General features: G+C 51.6%; 12 protein-coding genes and 1 tRNA gene. 1 reads left to right on the top strand and 12 read right to left on the bottom strand.

Translation table 11 applies throughout. The features are described 5' to 3' along the window. Positions 1-115: 115 nt before the first annotated feature. From SACSAC_RS20515 to SACSAC_RS20550, 8 genes are all read right to left on the bottom strand, one after another. Positions 116-1,882 (bottom strand): prenyltransferase/squalene oxidase repeat-containing protein, encoded by a 1,767-nt coding sequence (locus SACSAC_RS20515; protein ID WP_037289779.1) that lies wholly within the window; start codon positions 1,880-1,882, stop codon positions 116-118. Between the two features lie 18 nt (positions 1,883-1,900). Then, a complete protein-coding gene (locus SACSAC_RS20520; protein WP_037289782.1) occupies positions 1,901-2,869 on the bottom strand; it encodes a sugar phosphate isomerase/epimerase family protein in 969 nt (322 codons plus the stop codon). A 65-nt stretch (positions 2,870-2,934) separates the two neighbouring features. Then, on the bottom strand, positions 2,935-3,807 hold the full coding sequence (locus tag SACSAC_RS20525) for a carbohydrate ABC transporter permease (protein WP_037289784.1): 873 nt from the start codon (positions 3,805-3,807) through the stop codon (positions 2,935-2,937). A 65-nt stretch (positions 3,808-3,872) separates the two neighbouring features. Further along, positions 3,873-4,814 (bottom strand): ABC transporter permease, encoded by a 942-nt coding sequence (locus tag SACSAC_RS20530; RefSeq protein WP_051507550.1) that lies wholly within the window; start codon positions 4,812-4,814, stop codon positions 3,873-3,875. Between the two features lie 136 nt (positions 4,815-4,950). Further along, positions 4,951-6,552 (bottom strand): extracellular solute-binding protein, encoded by a 1,602-nt coding sequence (locus SACSAC_RS20535; RefSeq protein ID WP_037289786.1) that lies wholly within the window; start codon positions 6,550-6,552, stop codon positions 4,951-4,953. Between the two features lie 396 nt (positions 6,553-6,948). Next, the gene (locus SACSAC_RS20540) at positions 6,949-9,189 is read right to left on the bottom strand and encodes a helix-turn-helix domain-containing protein (RefSeq protein WP_037289789.1); all 2,241 of its coding nucleotides are present in this window, start codon (positions 9,187-9,189) and stop codon (positions 6,949-6,951) included. Between the two features lie 206 nt (positions 9,190-9,395). Further along, positions 9,396-10,553 carry a glycoside hydrolase family 88/105 protein gene (locus tag SACSAC_RS20545; protein WP_084778243.1) on the bottom strand — a complete coding sequence of 386 codons (1,158 nt, stop codon included), beginning with the start codon at positions 10,551-10,553 and terminating at the stop codon, positions 9,396-9,398. Positions 10,554-10,750: 197 nt separating this feature from the next. Then, positions 10,751-10,833, bottom strand: a tRNA-Leu gene (locus SACSAC_RS20550). Positions 10,834-11,156: 323 nt separating this feature from the next. Here SACSAC_RS20550 and SACSAC_RS27795 point away from each other — a divergent pair. Next, positions 11,157-12,280 (top strand): IS630 family transposase gene (locus SACSAC_RS27795; protein ID WP_156951053.1). Its coding sequence is split into 2 segments (ribosomal slippage): positions 11,157-11,580 and positions 11,580-12,280, totalling 1,125 coding nucleotides; the frame shifts between segments, so codons are not numbered across the junction. Positions 12,281-12,312: 32 nt separating this feature from the next. Here SACSAC_RS27795 and SACSAC_RS20565 read toward each other — a convergent pair. From SACSAC_RS20565 to SACSAC_RS20580, 4 genes are all read right to left on the bottom strand, one after another. Then, positions 12,313-14,013: a methyl-accepting chemotaxis protein gene (locus SACSAC_RS20565; RefSeq protein WP_037289798.1), complete on the bottom strand. Its 1,701-nt coding sequence runs from the start codon at positions 14,011-14,013 to the stop codon at positions 12,313-12,315. A 520-nt stretch (positions 14,014-14,533) separates the two neighbouring features. Next, entirely contained in the window at positions 14,534-15,214 is a 681-nt protein-coding gene (locus SACSAC_RS20570) for a stalk domain-containing protein (protein ID WP_037289808.1), read from the bottom strand. Positions 15,215-15,289: 75 nt separating this feature from the next. After that, on the bottom strand, positions 15,290-15,526 hold the full coding sequence (locus tag SACSAC_RS20575; protein ID WP_037289815.1) for a hypothetical protein: 237 nt from the start codon (positions 15,524-15,526) through the stop codon (positions 15,290-15,292). 290 nt (positions 15,527-15,816) lie between these two features. Further along, positions 15,817-17,634 (bottom strand): APC family permease, encoded by a 1,818-nt coding sequence (locus SACSAC_RS20580; protein WP_037289817.1) that lies wholly within the window; start codon positions 17,632-17,634, stop codon positions 15,817-15,819. Positions 17,635-17,919 lie beyond the last annotated feature (285 nt).

Here is a 17,919-nt window from a genome sequence, read left to right on the forward strand (position 1 = left end):
ACCTTGACCAAGTTAAAAGTAAGGTAGGCCAAGCTACTAAATTCGTTACTCGCAACGTGTGGTCGTTTGATTTCGTTCGTATAGGATCGGATCTTATCTTATCAGGCTTTTCGGCTCAAGCCTTCGGAGAAAGACGGATGGTGACGGTTTTGTCGAACGGCGTTAGCAGGTTTAGCAGGACGACTTTGCAGGAGCTTGGCAGATTGGCTTCGCGGACGGATGTAGATCGGTGGGCGAGTTCCGCTCCCTCCAGTTCGATCCAGTCACCGCCGCATTCATAACGAAGCGTGCCGTCGCTCCAGATCCAGCGGTCCGGTCCGGCTTCCAGCAGTTCGCCGGAGGTAATCTCGCCCTCGGAGCCGAACACGAACGAGAGTTGCGTCATGACATCTGCCGGCTCTTGAGCCGCGACGTGCAATGTCCAGGTCTGGCCATCCTCCGACGGTACGGCTTCGATCCGCACGCCGAACGTCTGCTCATGCGTCAATTCACGCGATTGATGCGGCAGCAGATACCAGGGACTGATCGGCGTAGCTGAGGATGCGGGCAGCAGCTCCGTTTTCACAGGGCCGTAGTAGCCTTTCTTTTGCTCGCCGGACAGCACGTAACCTCCACCCTCAAGCGTCTTCATGTCCTGCATCGGCACATATCCAGGCGAGAAATACGAAGAAGCCTGCACCGCCAGCAGCCGGGTTGATCCGTGACGCAGCGCGAAGAAAGACGGCGTCTCGGTCATCAGGGTGACACTAGTATTGCCGTCGCGAATCCGGGCTACGGGAGCCCCGAAATCGGTATGCAGCCGACTATGGAAGATGCGCCCGTGATGGCCTGCCGCCTCCATCTGCCCCAGATAACCGTCGCGCAGGAATTCGCCGTTTAACACTTTCTCGTATTTCATCGGCACGGCATTGGCCGCGGATGTATCGTCCGGCGCAAACGGTCCGCGAAGCTCCGGCTCCAGCAGCATTCGCACCAGCACATTGACCGAAGCGACGCCCGGATCTTCCAATGCTTGTCCCGCCAGTTCGGCCATGCCTGCAAGCAGCGGATCTCCATCTTGCAGCGCCAACATGGCATACGGCAAATAATACGGAGACAGGTTGTGAAAATGTCCTAAATCCTGCCGCCCAGAATAATCGGTCACGATCTCGCCGGACGGATGCACCAGATAAACCATCATGCGCAGATTAAGCCGTACAGGTTCCAACAGCTCCGGCCGATCCAGCAGACGCGCCGCATAGATCAACATGATATCGCTCACCGCGCTATAAATCCCGTTGCTGCGCTCCGTCCATTCGCCGTCCGGCGTAATGTCCATCCCTTCGGCCAGCCATTCGTCGGCGCGCATCAGCAAAGCCTCCCCGCCGAAGAGCTTGTGCAGACAGCCCAATGCCGCGCACAATACCCACCGATGGTTCGGGGTATGGCAGCCGCCCGTCACGAGTGCCGGAAGCGTACGCTCCAAGAACAATCGCATATTTTCCAATACGGGCCGAAGCGGCTCCCAGCCGGATCGGTCCAATAGCTCATATAACTGCGAATACCCGACGACCACGAAGGCCGTATCCGGCGGGGAATGGTAATTCGTCCAGCCCGGCGAAATCGAACCGTCGGCATGCTGATTCCGAAGCACGAATTCCGAAGCCAGCAGCAGTCGTTCCAGCAGTTCCTTATCCTGATAAAACGCGGAATCCGGATTGACCAGCGCCGTTCCCCAATTGCACATATCCGTCGGCGTTCCCGAAGTATGATTGACCCAAGCGATTCCCGTCGAAGGATCGACGGTTCCCCCGTAATATCGACTCTCCCGCTCCAAGATCTGCCTCGGAAGTCCTTTGCGCACGGCTTCATCATTTTTTTGCACCAGCCGCTCGTATAGCATTTCGTTGTCCCCCGATCTTTATCCCGTCTGTTTTCTTGCCGCAAGCTTCTCCAGCAACAGCCGATGGCTTTCGTGAATTTGCTCCGGCTCGCAGGCGGCTTTCAGCTCGTACACTTTGACTCCGGCGCGTTCGATCATCGGCAGGTACGCGTCGTAAAAATTCGGATCGCCGCTGTGCACGTACGGGCACCAGTGGTCGGACAGTCCGATCGTCTCATGAATATGTACGCCGACGATATGATCCATTAAGCCTTCCATCTCGCCCACGCTGTCGTACAAGCCGAGCCGATCCATCATGATGGCATGTCCGGTGTCGTACCAGATGCCTACAGGCGCGCCTTTTAACGCATCGATGATCGTTTTCGCTTCCGCCAGCGTCGGCATCTGGTTCGGGCGCGAACGGGTTTCGATGCCGAAGCGCACGTTCAGTCCTTTGGATGCGGCGAGATTACTGACCTCATCCAAACTGGAAATGATACGTTTGACGTAGCCGTCTGCTTCGCTTTCCCGACGCTCGATAAACGAAGCCCAAGCTTTGCGGTAAACATCAGACTCACGGCCTTCTTCATGATACAGCTTCTCCAAATGCTTCACGTCGGCGTGGGGGATCGGAACTTCTCCGGGATGCACCACGACCGCTTCCGCTCCGTAGCGATGCGCATATTCGGCCGAACGTACCAGCAGCTCCACCGCTTTGCGCCGACGTGCTTCGTCCTCGAATCCGAGCAGCACGGAGTCCGTACCGTAATCCGGATCGGGCGTATGGGGAAACGTATTATGCACGCTGGAGATGCCGATCTCGCCGCGTTCGATCATCGGCTCGATCTCCTTCAGCATCTCCGTGGTCACGTTATAATTCAGCTCCACGCGGCGGAAACCAAGTTCGGCAATTTCTTCGATCATCGCCCGTCCGCCGGACTGCCGACGAATATTCCAGCAGGTCGAGAAAGAATATTCGCCTTTGTCGTGCAGAAGACTTTCTTTCATCCGGCAGCTCTCCTTTCCTGTCCGTTTTGCCGCTGGCGATCATGCCGACGACGGCAGCGGCGCGATCAACCTTTGACCGCTCCCAGCATGACGCCGCTTACAAAATACTTTTGCAACCACGGATACACAAGCAGAATCGGTACAGTTGCGAAAATGACGGTGGCGGCTTTCAACGCTTCAGGCGTCAATGCCGTGCGGTTTGCGCCTTCCATCTGGGTCAGCTCGGTTACCATGTTATTTTGTACCATCTGGAATAATTTAAGCTGAAGCGGATAGATTTGCGGGTCGTTGATATACATGAGCGCATCCTGGAAACCGTTCCAGCGTCCCACCGCGTAAAAGAGCGCCAGCGTCGCCATAACCGGCAGCGACAGCGGAAGCACGATTTTGAGCAGGGTGTGCATGTACGAACTGCCGTCGATCTCCGCAGATTCTTCCAGGCTCGGCGGAATATTTTTGAAAAACGTAATCAGGATAATCAAGTTGAACGGACTGACCAAGCCTGGCAGGATCAGCGCCCATACCGTATTGATCATATGCAGGTCGCGGATCAGCAGGTATTCAGGAATGATCCCGCCGCTGAAGAACATCGTGATGACGATCAGGTACATGAAGAATTTGCGGCCTTTGAGATTGCCTTTGGTCAGCGGATAAGCGGCCGCGATCGTGAACAACATGCAGAGCAGCGTCGTCGCCAACGTCAGAATGACCGTGAAGCCGAGCGAAGTCAGCATCGAGTGGTCAGAAAAGACCTGAGTATAGGCGCTCCAGTTCAATTCAACAGGGAACAAGGTCACTTCGCCTGAAGTAATCGCCCGGTTGGAGCTGAGCGATACCGCGATCATATGCACGAAAGGCAGCAAACAGAAGAGGACAAACAGGGACACGAACGTAATATTGACGATATCGAAAATCCGGTTAGAGGTGCGTGCGCTCATCTCGGAGTCTCTCCTTTCCCTGGTTCAAAAATGGATGATATGGCAGACGGCGAGAGGCATTCACGTTACAAGATGCCGTCTCCCGTCACTTTTTTCGAAATATAATTGGAGCCCAGAATGAACACGAGACCGACGACCGCCTGGAACAATCCGACAACGGTTGCCAGCGTGTATTGCCCTGCCTCCAAACCGATCCGGTACACGAAGGTACTGAGTACGTCCGAGTATTCGCGCACGGCCGTATTACCGATGATGTAAGGACGATCGAAGCCGATACTCACCATTTTGCCGAGATTGAGGATCAGAAGCGTGATGATTGTCGGCTTGATGCTCGGCAATGTGATATGCCAGATTTTCTTCATCCGCGACGCCCCGTCGACGTCCGCAGCCTCGAACAACTCCCTGTTGACGCCCGTCAAAGCTGCCAGGTACAGAATCGTTCCCCAGCCCGCGCTTTGCCACACGCCCGTGAACAGATACGTGATCAACCATGAGTTTTTGTCGGTCAGGAAAGGAATCGCGTCCATGCCCATCGCTTGCAGGACCGTATTGACCATCCCCGATTGGGTACCGAACAATTGATACACGATCCCGCCGATGATGACCCAGGAGATGAAGTGAGGAATGTAGAGCAGGGTCTGCGAGATTTTTTTGAACCAGGCATTCCGGATCTCGTACAACATGATCGCCAGAATGATCGGAGCCGGGAACGAGACAAGCAGATCAAGAAAATTCAGCATAAAAGTATTGCGCAGCGTAATATAAAAATCGTTCATGGCAAACACTTCGCGGAACGCCTCGAGACCGATCCATTCGCTGCCGTTGATGCCTTGGAACAAGTTAAAGTCTTTGAACGCAATCTGTACCCCGTACATTGGGCCGTAGCGGAAAATCAGGAAGTAGGCAATCGGCAGCGAGAGAAGCGCGTAAAGCTGCCAGTAGCGTTTGATATAAGACTTTCTTTTGCCGAAATCTCCCGTTTTGGTTGCTTGAGTCGCTTTGGTCAAAGTCAAGTCGGTCTCCTCCTCGCGGACAGATCGGACGTCGTCGCCTGCATGAAGAAGGCTTCGATCCGGTCTGAAAATGAAACCGGGGCAAACTGCTCATCGTCTGGCGTTTGCCCCGATCCTTTCTGTTTATGGCTTAGTTTTGAGCTTGCAGCGCTTGTTCCAGTTCTTCTTTGAGCGCGGAGCCGCCGATGTTCATGTAGTCGTTCATTTCGCGTTCGTACACGGCTTCGAACTGATCCGGTTTCGCCATGGCCGACTGCACGATGATGATTTTGAGTTTATCGTTCAGCGCCGTGCCGTATTTCGATTCGGCTTCGATCGGACGGTCGAAGATGATCGGGCCTACCGTGTCCGCGTTCGCGACGTCGATCGATTCTCTCATCAGTTGCTGATTGTTTTTCGGGAAACCGGCGATCCATGCTTTCTCGTTCATTTCCTGATCGCCGATCACTTTGCCGTTCGCCATGATCGCCATGTCTCCGGCATTGTATACGCGGTCTTTAACGTCTTGTGCCGCATCTTCCTTGATTACCGGAATGCCGTCGACCATATCATAGTTCTCGCCTTCAACGCCGTTGGACATGGTGAGCAGATTATCTCCGGATGTCATCCAATCCAGGTACTTGACGGCTTCGGCCGAGCGTTTGCTGCTTTTCGGAATCATGATGTATAGACCGTTCGTTCCGTAACGGGATTTGATATGTTTGCCGTCCGCATTGTCGTTGGTATACGCATCGAGCGCCACGACTTTGCTGTCCGGAAGGTTTTTGTACAGATTTTCCAACGTGCCGTCCGCATACAAGATTTGTCCGACGTCTTCGGTCATGAATCCGGTCAGGCCGTTTTGGAAGTCTTTGTTCAATTGTTCCCTTTCTTCATCCAAGCTGAAGTCCTGGCTGATCAGTCCTTCATTGTACAGCTTGTTCAGGAACTGCATCGCGTCTTTGAAGCCTTCGTGCAAAGGCAGTTCATAACGTTGGCTGTAAGTCCGATCTTCTTGAACAGGCTTGATGAAGGAATAGATTAGCGGTTCGTATTGAGCAGGTGCGAGTGCCATCCCCATCGGAATGACTTTGGATCCTACGCCGCCCGGATCTTTCTCTTTAAACGCTTTCAACGTTTCATACAGCTCGTCTGTGGTGGTTGGAGCCTTCATGCCCAGCTTATCCAACCAGTCCTGACGGATATAGGAGTTGTAACGCGCGGTGATGGCCCGTTTGCCCGGAATCGCGAACTGCGTGCCTTCCAATTGACCGAACTTCAATGTATCGTCGCCCAAGTAGGATTTGATATTCGATCCGTTCTCTTCAAGGAGCGGGCCGACGTCCGTCAAGCCGCCTTGCTGCGCATAACGGAAGAACACGCTGGAGTCGTACACGAATACGATATCCGGTACATCGCTTGCGCTTGCCATCAGTACGTTCAGCTTCGTTGTTTCTTCCGAACGCTGGATCGGCACGAATTCGACGTCGATGTTATTCGGATCGCCGAATTCTTTCTGTACATATTGCGTCAGCCAGTTGTTGGTGATCGTGTGCGGCGATGGACTGTTGCCGCGGTCGAACACTTCTACCTTTAATGTAACGCGTTCTCCACCTGTGCTGGCCGATCCCGATGCCGCTTCTTCATTGGAAGCAGAGCCGCTACAGCCCGACAGCAGCGCGACGCCCATTACTGTGGCGAGTGCAGCCCCCATCGCTTTTTTCATGACCCCTCTACGCGTGTTCCGTGTCATTGTCCCATCTCCTTTTTCTGTGGTATGGCAGACTATCGGAAAATCTTTGGCCTCCATCCGGCAAGCTTGTACGTTGACCGTTTCGGAGTGACCTCAGTATTCCATATCACGACGCCAAGTGGCAATAAACCTCTTTCGGATACCGCCTTCCAGCCAAAATCTACCTTTCGGTTTATTGCCCTGACTTTTTTCGTCCAACCGACTTTTTTCGTAAAAAAATCAACAAAGAGATCGCTTACATCGTATGGGATCGTGATGTCGATAAACTCTTTTCGTGCAATGAACTAAATTCGCATTCACGTTTTTTGCGCGAAAAAGCCGCATTGCAGCGCTTTTCCCTGGGGGAGAACAAGCGGCCAATGCGGCTTTCGCATGCGGTATTCTTTTCGAGCGTGATTAACGCACTTCATTCATCATAGCCCTTTTCTGCCTGCGATAATCCCCCGGCGTAATCCCCGATATCCTTTTGAACACCCGACCGAACGTAATCGCGTTGGCGTATCCCACCTGAAGAGCGATATCCTGAAGCGGGCATTCGGTCTCCAGCAGCAATCGCTCGGCTTCCTTCATGCGCAGTTCGGTCACGAAATCCACGAACTTCATATCGAATTCGGTCTTGAACAGATAACTGGCGTATTTTCCCGAGATCTGGAACCGATCGCTGAGATGTTTGAGCGAGAGGTCAGGATTGGCAAAGTTTTCTTCGATATAGGTCTTCATCTCGCTGACCATCGCCCGGTAGCTTTTCGTTTCGCTTGCAGAGACGTACAGTCGGAACAGGTCGGTTAGGTAATCGGCCAGAATACTTTTGACCTCGGCTAATGTTGCGGCATCTTGAAGACGCTGCTCAAGCCCGGCCGTCTGCGCGCCCGATAACCCTTCTTCCAATCCTTCGGACATCACGGCAACTTCGCGGCCCAGCATTTGCAGCAAAGCTTGAATCAACGAAAGAATCGCCTCATCCTTCACGAAATCCCGCTCAAATTCAGCAAATAACAGATCCAACTGCTCCCGCCATTGACCGTTTGACATCCGGAATTGCTTGACCAATTCCGCGATCGTTTGCAGATATCGATAAGTCTCCAGCCATTGAGGCGCGGAATCCTCGGCATCTGCCAGCATGACGTCGTCGCTCAGAAGCAGCTTGTGCCGCATAACCGACTCGGCAGCCTCGTAAGAGGCTCGAATACGCTCGGCTGACTGCACGATCGGGCCTATGCCGCAGCAAAGAGACAATCGAAGATGACTGGCTACCCATTCCTTATAGCTTTCAGCAAGTCTGCGAAGCTCTTCCGTGGTCTCCTTGTCATCTTCCCCGGCCAGGAAAATAACCGCAAGCCGGTCGTTTCCGACCCATTCGGCCCAAGCCTGAAGCTTTGCCCCTCTGGATAGTTCCTGGAAGACATTCATCAGGGCATATTTTAGAGTGTTCTGATCCCCTCGGGTATACCGATCGCGAAAGACGCTCTCGTACCGCTCGATCTCATGGACGACAACGGCGAAACGCGAAGACGCAGAAACTCCGATTAAAGGAGAAAACGTTTCGAGTTTGCCGGCGGCCTGTTCGGTGCGCTCTCCCCGCAGCAGCTCGGTAAATAACCGGCTGCGCTGGAGCAGCTCGTTCTCCCGGCTTTTCTGCTCGTAATCCTGAGTGTGGTGAATCAGATTCTCCAATACGCCGTCGATTAGCTTTAATTCATCCGTACGTTTTTCTCCTTGGTCCATGGCACGAATCTGATAGGCTTCAATTCGATTCATGATCACCTGCACGGGTTTGTAGTTGCGTCGAGTGACATAGATCAGATACAGAATCGCGCAGACCACCGTTCCGACCGCAATCGCAACCCACAGATAAGAGATCACGGACACCCATCCGAACAAGCTGGCCGCCCGAATCCCGCTGGAGAAGGTCCAGCCCAGTCGATTCAGCTTCAGCTCGTTGAGAGCTTTGCCATTCCCTTCTTCTGCATGGGCTTGATAAACCAAATCCCCATTCGCATTGGCAATCGTGACAAACGACAATTGTTCATTGACCATATTGTCGATGAGACGCTCCAACGCGCTCATTTTCAGATTAATGACCAACATCCCGTCCGTTCCGAACGGAAGCGGCATATTCTTGTTGATCGTAAGCACCCGAATCGGCTGAGCCGAGAAGCCTGACATGTATTCCCGCAACGGCTGCCAACCCGGCGCCAATTTGCCCGAGTTGATCTGCTTGAGCCAATCTGCATCAGAAAAGCCGGCAGCGTCTGCACGACCGCTTTGAGTTAAAACGCTTTCATTTTTTCGATCATAGAGATACACGGATTCAATGTACATGGAAGCGTCCGTCATGCTGCGCAGACTGCGCGCGATCGCATAGACGTTGGCCGTTCGGCCCCCGTCGGTTTCATTGAAATAAGCTTTGTAAGCCGAAGTTTCTTCGACCGCTTCGAGCACCGATAGTTCGGCCTCCTGTACCGCGCGATCCACGTTGTCCACCAGATAACGAGAAGCGACGCCGTCGGCTTTCTTCGTCTCTTGACGAGAAATATCGTTCACGAACACGAAAGAGGCAAAAATCAAAATAGTGACCGTAAGCAAAAAAATCGGAAAATAAGACAGCAATAGCCGTCGGTACCATGTTCGGGACAATGGACGACTCCCTTCTCGCACGTTAACGATTCAACTCCGTTTGAATCATTGGCACGATATAATAATGACGACTAATCCTCTATATTATCTCAAATGGCGGGCTTATGTGGCGTAAAGTACGAACCGGGGAAAAGAGACGGCAGCGTTCATCCGTCTCTTTTCGTAATTTTTCGCCATTATAACATAGGCTTTCGGCAATCAGCCACTTAACTTCGGTACAGCGCTTCGCCAAGCAGAGCAATAGTCAGCGCCTGACCATACGCCATCGGCGCCATGACAATCTGCGCATAATCCTCGCGCAGCTTCCCGATGGGCGTGCCTGCCGATACCCCTTCCACCGATCCGTCTTCTCCGATTCGCTCCAATACAGCCTCAACGGCTTTCATCGCCGCCTCGGCAAAACGCTCATCCAGCAGACCGCGTCTTACCCCGAATAGAATGCCTGCTGCGATTGCGGCAGAACCGGATGTTTCGGCATAACTTGTCGAATCGTCCAGCAGCGTATGCCAAAGCCCCTCTTCATGCTGCACTTGCAGCAAAGCTTGACTTTGAGACCGGAACGTCTGGGTGAGGTAGAGAAGCACGCCTTCATCCAGATAGGGACGCATCAGATCGATATATTCCGGAAGTCCCAGCGTGAACCATCCGTTGCCGCGACACCAAAAGGCTTCGCTGAAGTTATGACGTCCGGTAAAGTTCCAGCCATGGAAGAACAGCCCGGTCTTCCGGTCATATAAATATTTGATATGCAGCAGCAGCTGATGCAGCGAAGATTGTCGCCAATCTGCACGGTCATATTTAACCCCCATTCTGGCCGTGAACAAAATAGCCATGAACAAAGTATCGATCCAGATTTCGTTTTCATTCAACGTGACTTCGGCAGCCGTGGCCCCTGTCGTGACATGCTGATAGCCGTCTTCTTCTGTCCTCGGCAATCCGCTTGCCAACCACTCGGCCCATTCCAAACTGAGCGCCTCGGCTTCCGGAAGTTCCATGAGCGATAAAAGCGGTGCTGTCGTATTGATGTTACGGCTCGGCAGTCCTTCTTCCAGCCGCTGCATCATCCATGGCTTGGCATATTCGGAAAAGCGCCCATCCTCAAAATACGCACCTACTTTAGCTAATCCGTAAAGTCCGATGCCTTGCGGCCAATCCCAGACATCCATTCCGAAATCCCGTGCGAAATAACCCCGACGCGCGGCATCCCCATCAAGCGCTCTCAATTCGTCTTCATTATCGGGGCGCTGCAAGTTCATGAGCCTCCGGGTGACTTTGTCCAACGCATCCACGATCCGATCTCGCCGCTCCCCGCTTGGTGCCGAAATTCCATTTAACTTCGTTTCCGTGGCTTTATTACTATTCATGTCCTGCCTCCGTCCACCTGTTTATGTAATTCGTAAGCCAGGCAGCCCCATTCCATCGAACCGCATAGCAGCAAGAAATTAAGCGCTTACTTTCTTGTTATCAGTCATTATACCATCTCCCCCGCCGGTGCAACACAAAAAAACGCCGTGCATCTTTTACTTCAAGTAAAAGATGCACGGCGTTCTGGCGTTACAGATGCCGAGGACCGGACTCGAACCGGTACGGGAGTACTCCCGGCAGATTTTAAGTCTGCTGTGTCTGCCATTCCACCACCCCGGCATATTGAACAAAATCGTTTATTGCCGACTTGAAAGATCATAGCATGGGTTTCCTGGCTATGTCAATAAAAAGCCGTACACGAGTTACTTCATTTCATGAATAAAGCAAATCATGCACGGTGATTGCATTAACCCTGAAAAAGTTAACCGCCTATCGAAAAAGGTCAACGCAATTCAGGGCGTGTGCGCTAACTTAACGATGTGAATCTAAATCTGCTTCCTTCGAAGTTTGCGCACACGCCCTAGTACTGCGTATCCAAAGAAATTAATAGTTGAGATCTTAAACGCCGATAAATCGAATAAAACGGATTTGAGGTGCTGACGATGCAAAAAAGATGGGTCGTTGAATTAAGCCAAGACGAACGGACACAACTCGAACAGTTGATCCAAACCGGTAAAGTTGCCGGTTACAAAATTAGACACGCTCACATGCTCCTCCAAGCCGACGAGAGCGAATGGGGTCCCTCCTGGTCGGATACCCAAATTGCAGAAGCTTATCATACGAGTGTCACTACCGTTCGAAATTTGCGAAAACGGTTGGTCGAAAAAGGCTTTGAAACCGCGTTGGAGCGCGAAAAACAAACGAATCGCAAGATCAAGTTCGATGGAGACACGGAAGCCAAATTGATTGCTCTAGCTTGTAGCGAAGCTCCCGAAGGCTACAGCAAATGGTCGGTTCGACTGCTCGCCAATCGAATGGTTGAATGTGAAATCGTTAATGAGATTTCGCCGATGACTGTTCAACGAATGCTAAAAAAAATCAACTTAAGCCTTGGCTGAAGAAACAGTGGTGCATCCCGGAAGCCTCTGGAGAATTTGTGGCTCACATGGAGGACGTTCTGGATGTATACCGACGTTCCTATGATCTCAAACGTCCGGTGATCTGTTTAGACGAAACGAATCGACAGCTCACTTTGGAAATTCGGCCTTCCACGCCAGCCGCGCCGGGTTCGCCAAAGCGAGTGGATTATGAATACGAGCGAAATGGCGTTGTGAATCTATTCATGATGTTTGCCCCACTTGAAGCCAAGCGCTATGTGCGCGTGAGTGACCACCGTAAACGCGTCGATTTTGCCGCGTGTATTCAGGAGCTCGTGGACGTCCATTATCCGGATGCAGAGCGAATCGTGCTGGTCATGGATAACTTGAACACGCATCGTTTGGGTTCGCTCTATGAAGCGTTTGAGCCCGCCGAAGCCAAACGTCTGGCAAGCAAACTGGAGATTCATTACACGCCTAAACATGGAAGTTGGTTAAACATGGCTGAAATCGAAATTGGCGTATTAAGCCGACAAGCATTATCCGATTATGTCGAGACCAAGGCCGATATGATCTCGCGTGTAGCCGCTTGGCAATCGGACCGAAATGCCGCACAGGCGACTGTAAATTGGCGATTTACCACCCAGGACGCCCGAATCCGACTCAAACGATTGTACCCTAAAATTTAAGTGATACAGAGTACTAGACGACAAAACTAAGATTAGATCTTAAAGCGGTTTACATTGGTATACAGCTGCTCGGCCGTTTCAGACAACGAAGAGGAAGAAGACGCGATCTCTTCCATCGAAGCCAACTGCTCTTGAGTCGCAGCCGATACTTCCGTCATTCCCGACGATGCTTCGCCGGCAATGGTCGAACTTTGGTTCACGTAGTGCAGAATCTCGGTTGTGCTGGCAGACATCTCTTCCGCTCCAGCCGAAACTTCTTCAATATCCCCTGCTACTTTGCCGACGGCTTCAAGAATATCTTCGAATGCCTCGCCGGCTGCCGATACCATCTCGATGCCTTTGTAAACTTCGCGGTCGTTCGCATCCGCTGCTTCGATCGCGCTGCTCGTATCGGCTTGGATGAGCGATACCAGCTCCGTGATCCGTTTGGCCGATTCGGACGATTGTTCGGCCAGCTTGCGCACTTCGTCTGCTACTACTGCAAATCCGCGGCCTGCTTCGCCTGCGCGTGCCGCTTCGATGGCTGCGTTGAGAGCCAACAGGTTCGTTTGGGACGAGATTGCCGTAATATCGCTCGTAATCATCCCGATTTCTTCCGAACGCGTACCCAGCTCTTTCACGACGCCGCTCATCGACGTTACCGATTCGCGGATCGAGTCCATCTGGCTGATCGCCTGACGAATCGCCTGGTTACCGCTTTCGGATTTATGCGCCGCTTCGGCAGCCGAAGTCGCAACGGTCTGCGCGCGTTCCGCGATCTGTTCCGCGCCGAGAGACATTTCTTGCATGGCTTGCGAAGACGTCTCGGCAATATCGACCTGACGGACCGTACCCGCCGCCGTTTCTTGCACGGTAGCGGCGATTTGCTCCGATGCCATCTTGTTCTGCTCCGCGCTTGCCGTCAATTGTTCCGAAGAAGCAGCCACCAGCTCGGAGGAGGAAGCAACCGATTCGATCAGTTCGCGCAAGTTGAGCGTCATGGAGTTGAAGGAAGTGGCCAATGCCCCGATCTCGTCGCGTCCGCGCACTTTGATGGCTTCACCCGTCAAATCGCCTTCCGCGATACGTTCCGCGGCTTGCTGAACGCGCTTCAGAGGCGTTGCGATCATACGACCCAATAGAACCGCGATCAGAGCAGCCAATACGATCGCAACCGCACTCAACGAGATAATCACTGTGCTTGCGCTAGCTGCGCGATCCACCGTTACGGAAGTCATCTCGGTAGCTCTTTTATTGTCCAATTGGATCAGCGTCATGATCGCATTGTTGGCTGTTTCCCAAGAAGGATAGGCGGCGCGATGAAGTTCTTGAGACTGCTGCATTTGATTGTTTTGAGCCGCTTGAATCAACGTCGGCATTTGAGCAATGAACGCGTCGTAATTTGCGGAAAATTCGTCATATAATTTTTGTTCTTCGTCACTTTGGATCAAAGCTTGATATTGCGCTCGCTCTACCTCGATTTTTTCCAAAAGTGCAGTATAGCTTTCCAAGATCGAAGTGAACTGGCTGGAACGGTTTTCGACAATCATATTTAACACGAGACGCTCTACGTCGGATACGTCGCCGTTCATTGTTCCCAGCAACGTCACGCTCGGCATCCATTTGTCATTAACTTCTTTGGCTTGATTCCCCATTCCGTTCAGATTGCTTAGCGACATAAAACTCACCAATACGAGCAGCAGGATGACACCCAAAAACCCGCTCAATAACTTGGTCTGGATCGAAAATTTCATTCTTTGTCTCTCTCCTGTCTATAATTGTTCGACCAAAATACGCACAAACTCCGCTTTCGTTCAGGAGCTTGCGCCAACCTTATTTATTATCGACGAAATTCGCCAAAATATTAGAGAGAGACTTAGAATCCACGGATTAATTATTCGGCAAGTCCAAACTCCCCACATAGAACTTTTGTGAATTTTTCACCTTTTTATTCATTAATATGGAGAACAAAATATTGGAAAAGTTTATTGGAAAAAGGGTTGGCAGCGCGTTTACACTGTGCTAATATAATCCCAACAAGAAAGGAGGTGCGTTCACATCTGTAACAGTATGCTGAGCGTATCCCTTACCCAAGCCGGTGCAGCTCTTTAATTAGAGATTGCCCGGCGGCGCGGGATACGGAAGCAAAGAAAGCAATAGCGCCATGGGTAGAAAGGCCGTCCTCCGGGACGGCCTTTTCTTTTTGCAACCCTATTTAAAATTGAGCTGTCCCCAGCCATGATGTTGGCTTTTGGAACAGCTCGATTTTTTATATTATTTAAGACTTCCGCCTACGAATAATTGATCACTCTTGCCGATTCCTCCTGAAACAGAGATCATCAATTTTTTGGCTGCTTGAATATCTACCGTTACGCTTTGCGGTGCCGAAGCAACCGCAATTTTAATTTCTTTAAAAACAATTTTATTTTCATCCATAAGTTGAACAGTAAGCTCACTTTCATTTTCAATTCCTGCAAAAGTCAATTCAGCCGCCTGATAAGTTCCTTTTGTCAGCAACGTAGCTTCACTGCTTGCCGAGTTAATGTCACTGAATAATAAACCCGATTTATAGTCTTTGCCTGCTTGAACGGTAAATTGTTTATCCTTTGTTTTCTGTACGTCATAATCATTTTCCAATGCAAACGAGATCAAATCGACCGAATCCTGCTTCTCGCCCACGTAAATCGTATTGCTATCCTTTTTCCAATCCACTGCAACCCCTAACAGATCAGATACGGCCCGTACCGGCAGATAAGTCGAGCCGTTGTACGTGATCGGCGGGGTCTTGTTGCCGGCTGAATCCTTAGGCGTCCATTCCAATCCTGCGTTCTCCAGCTTGACTCCCCAGTTCAAAGTTGCCGTGATTTTCTCGGTTACAGGTGCTGCACCTGCGCCGATCGCTGCTCCCGTTAACAACGTACCCGCCAATATCGTAGCAAAAACCTTCTTCTTCAACACAATCTCTCCTCTATTAACAATTTACGGATTGATTGTATACCAAGTTAGATAGCAAGCGATATGAAATAAATCTCACCCATGCAAAGTAATGGATCGATTATTCTTCTCCATCTCCCGCCGCCGAAACGGCGAAGGCTTACATGCCAGAATCCGATCTCTACGAAACGTTCGCCGTTCCCCGCTCGTCAAACAAGTCGAATATACCAACTCACCGCGGATGCCGTGCACTTCGATCCTTCGCTGCGATAATTTCCCGTCCTTGTCCATATACACGATCTCCACGACTTCCCCCACATATTTCGTCGGCATATTCAAACCTCCATTCAAACAAGAAAATTTGTTCTATACTCAAATTATATACGAACACACGTTCTTTATCAAGCAAACAAATCTTATTTTTCCACACAAAAAAAGCCGCCGATTACAACCGGCAGCTTGCTCTTCCTACCCCAAACGATCTTGTACGCGCCGCAGCAGCGGAGGGAGAAATTCAGTGAAAGACGCCTTTGAACGCGGAAAACCAAAGGTTTTCTGCGTGAGACAGCGTCTTGAACGAATTTCTCCCGCAGTGCCTCAAGAAGCGAACAGAATCTCCCCCTCTACTTATGAAGGTGAAACGGCACAGTCGTCACGATAACATCCTTATAGTTAAGCAGATAAGCCCTCATCATCAAGCTCGTCTGATTATGCAGTACCGCTTCCCACCAATGCTTCGTGATGAACTGCGGAATCAGCACGGTGATATTGTCCTGTTCGCCTTTTTTCCATTCTACCGTATCAATGAACTTGCGAAGCGGACGCATGATGCTGCGGTAACGGGATTTGAGCACGATCAATCGGATGCCCGGGTCCCATTCCTCCCACTTCTCTTCCATCTTGCGAATCGACTCGTCATCGAAACCGATATACACGGCGACCACGCTATCCGACAGCGTCTTGGCGTAGCTGACCGTGTTGCGAACGACCTGCGTAATGCCGGATACCGGAATAATAACCGTGTTTCCTTTGACGCAAGGCTTGTCGAGCGCAAGATCGATCCGAAGCTGATCCGCCGTGTTTTCGTAATGCCGATGGATCTTCGCGAACAAATAGACGACGATCGGCAGGAAAATGAATACGACCCAAACCTGCGCAAATTTGGTGAAAATGAAGATCAACGTAATGGACAGCGTCGTCAGCATCCCGATCGTATTGACGACAAGTTTGCCCTGCCAGCCTTTCGGCTTGTGTTTGACCCAGCGAATCATCATGCCGAGCTGGGACAGCGTGAACGGAATGAATACGCCGACCGCGTACAGAGGAATCAGGCTATCCGTATTCCCTTCGAACACGATGACCAGAATCGCCGACATGACGCTTAAGAAAATGATTCCGTTCGAGAAGCCCAGACGGTCGCCGCGCACCATGAACATATGCGGCAGGTATTTATCTTTCGCCAGCATGAATGCCAGCAGCGGAAAAGCCGAGTATGCCGTATTGGCCGCAAGGAACAGAATGACCGCCGTCACGCCTTGAATCACGAAGTACATCCAACCGCGGCCGAACGTAGCCTCCGCAATCTGCGAAATGACGGTCGCTTTTTCGTCGGGACGAATACCGTACCAATAAGCGAGCAGCGTGATGCCGGTAAACATCGCGCCCAGGATCAGGCCCATCATCACGAGCGTGGCCGCCGCGTTTTTCGGAGCGGGATCGCGGAAGTTCGGAATGGCATTGGACACGGCTTCCACGCCGGTCAGCGCAGAACAACCCGAGCTGAATGCCTTCAATAACAGGAACAGGCTGACGTTAGATATGGTCGCCTCCATCTGCGGAGCCGCCGCAGGTGCGCCGCCAGTGAAGTAATTGATCGTGCCGATGATAATCAGAAGGAAAATCGACACGACGAACGCATAGATCGGAATCGCCAGCACGGAGGCGGATTCCGTCACGCCGCGCAGGTTCATCAGCGTAAGGAACACGATCATGGCAAGCGCGATCAGTACTCGATCGTCATGCAGCGCCGGAAAAGCTGACGTGATCGCGTCCGTGCCTGCCGAGGAGCTTACCGCTACGGTCAGGATGTAATCGACGAGCAGAGAGCCGCCCGCGATCAGACTGGAAAATTTCCCGATGTTATCCTTCGCGACGATATACGCGCCGCCTCCGGTCGGGTAGGCGAAAATCGTTTGACGGTAGGACACGATCAGAATAGCCAGCAAAGCCAGCACCGCCAAGGCAATCGGCAGAGAATACCAGAGCGCGGCGGCTCCGGCCAAGATGAGGACAATCAGAATTTGTTCGGTTCCGTACGCGACGGAAGACAATGCGTCTGACGAGAGAATGGCCAACGCTTTGAGCTTACCGAGCTTTTCGCCCTCGAGTTCGTTCGATTTCATGGGTCTGCCGATCAGAAATCTTTTGATTTTGCCTGTCATGGTTGGTTACTTCCTTCTTTGGTTGATGTCGTAAGTTTAGAGGTTCGAACACGGGTACGCTTAATCGCCCGAAGCAGAATCTACCGCTTTACTTTAAGGATTTCACCCATAATTAGCAATCTCAGATTAATGCCGTTTTCATTCGTTTTCGTCCTTTTTCTCACACTTTCAAGATAAGGGTTCCTCGCCGCGAAGCGCAGCGCGTCCAATCTCATCCGTACGCTGGAATTCGCGATTTGTGAACGCTTGGAGATCGAATTTCACGAAATGTTTCACTCAAGCGGA

It is taken from the genome of Saccharibacillus sacchari DSM 19268, assembly GCF_000585395.1.
Lineage (GTDB): Bacteria > Bacillota > Bacilli > Paenibacillales > Paenibacillaceae > Saccharibacillus > Saccharibacillus sacchari.

Coding starts and splice junctions, on each gene's coding strand:
- SACSAC_RS20515 (WP_037289779.1), bottom strand. CDS start 1,882: ATGCTATACGAGCGGCTGGTGCAAAAAAATGATGAAGCCGTGCGCAAA.
- SACSAC_RS20520 (WP_037289782.1), bottom strand. CDS start 2,869: ATGAAAGAAAGTCTTCTGCACGACAAAGGCGAATATTCTTTCTCGACC.
- SACSAC_RS20525 (WP_037289784.1), bottom strand. CDS start 3,807: ATGAGCGCACGCACCTCTAACCGGATTTTCGATATCGTCAATATTACG.
- SACSAC_RS20535 (WP_037289786.1), bottom strand. CDS start 6,552: ATGACACGGAACACGCGTAGAGGGGTCATGAAAAAAGCGATGGGGGCT.
- SACSAC_RS20545 (WP_084778243.1), bottom strand. CDS start 10,553: ATGAATAGTAATAAAGCCACGGAAACGAAGTTAAATGGAATTTCGGCA.
- SACSAC_RS20565 (WP_037289798.1), bottom strand. CDS start 14,013: ATGAAATTTTCGATCCAGACCAAGTTATTGAGCGGGTTTTTGGGTGTC.
- SACSAC_RS20575 (WP_037289815.1), bottom strand. CDS start 15,526: ATGCCGACGAAATATGTGGGGGAAGTCGTGGAGATCGTGTATATGGAC.
- SACSAC_RS20580 (WP_037289817.1), bottom strand. CDS start 17,634: ATGACAGGCAAAATCAAAAGATTTCTGATCGGCAGACCCATGAAATCG.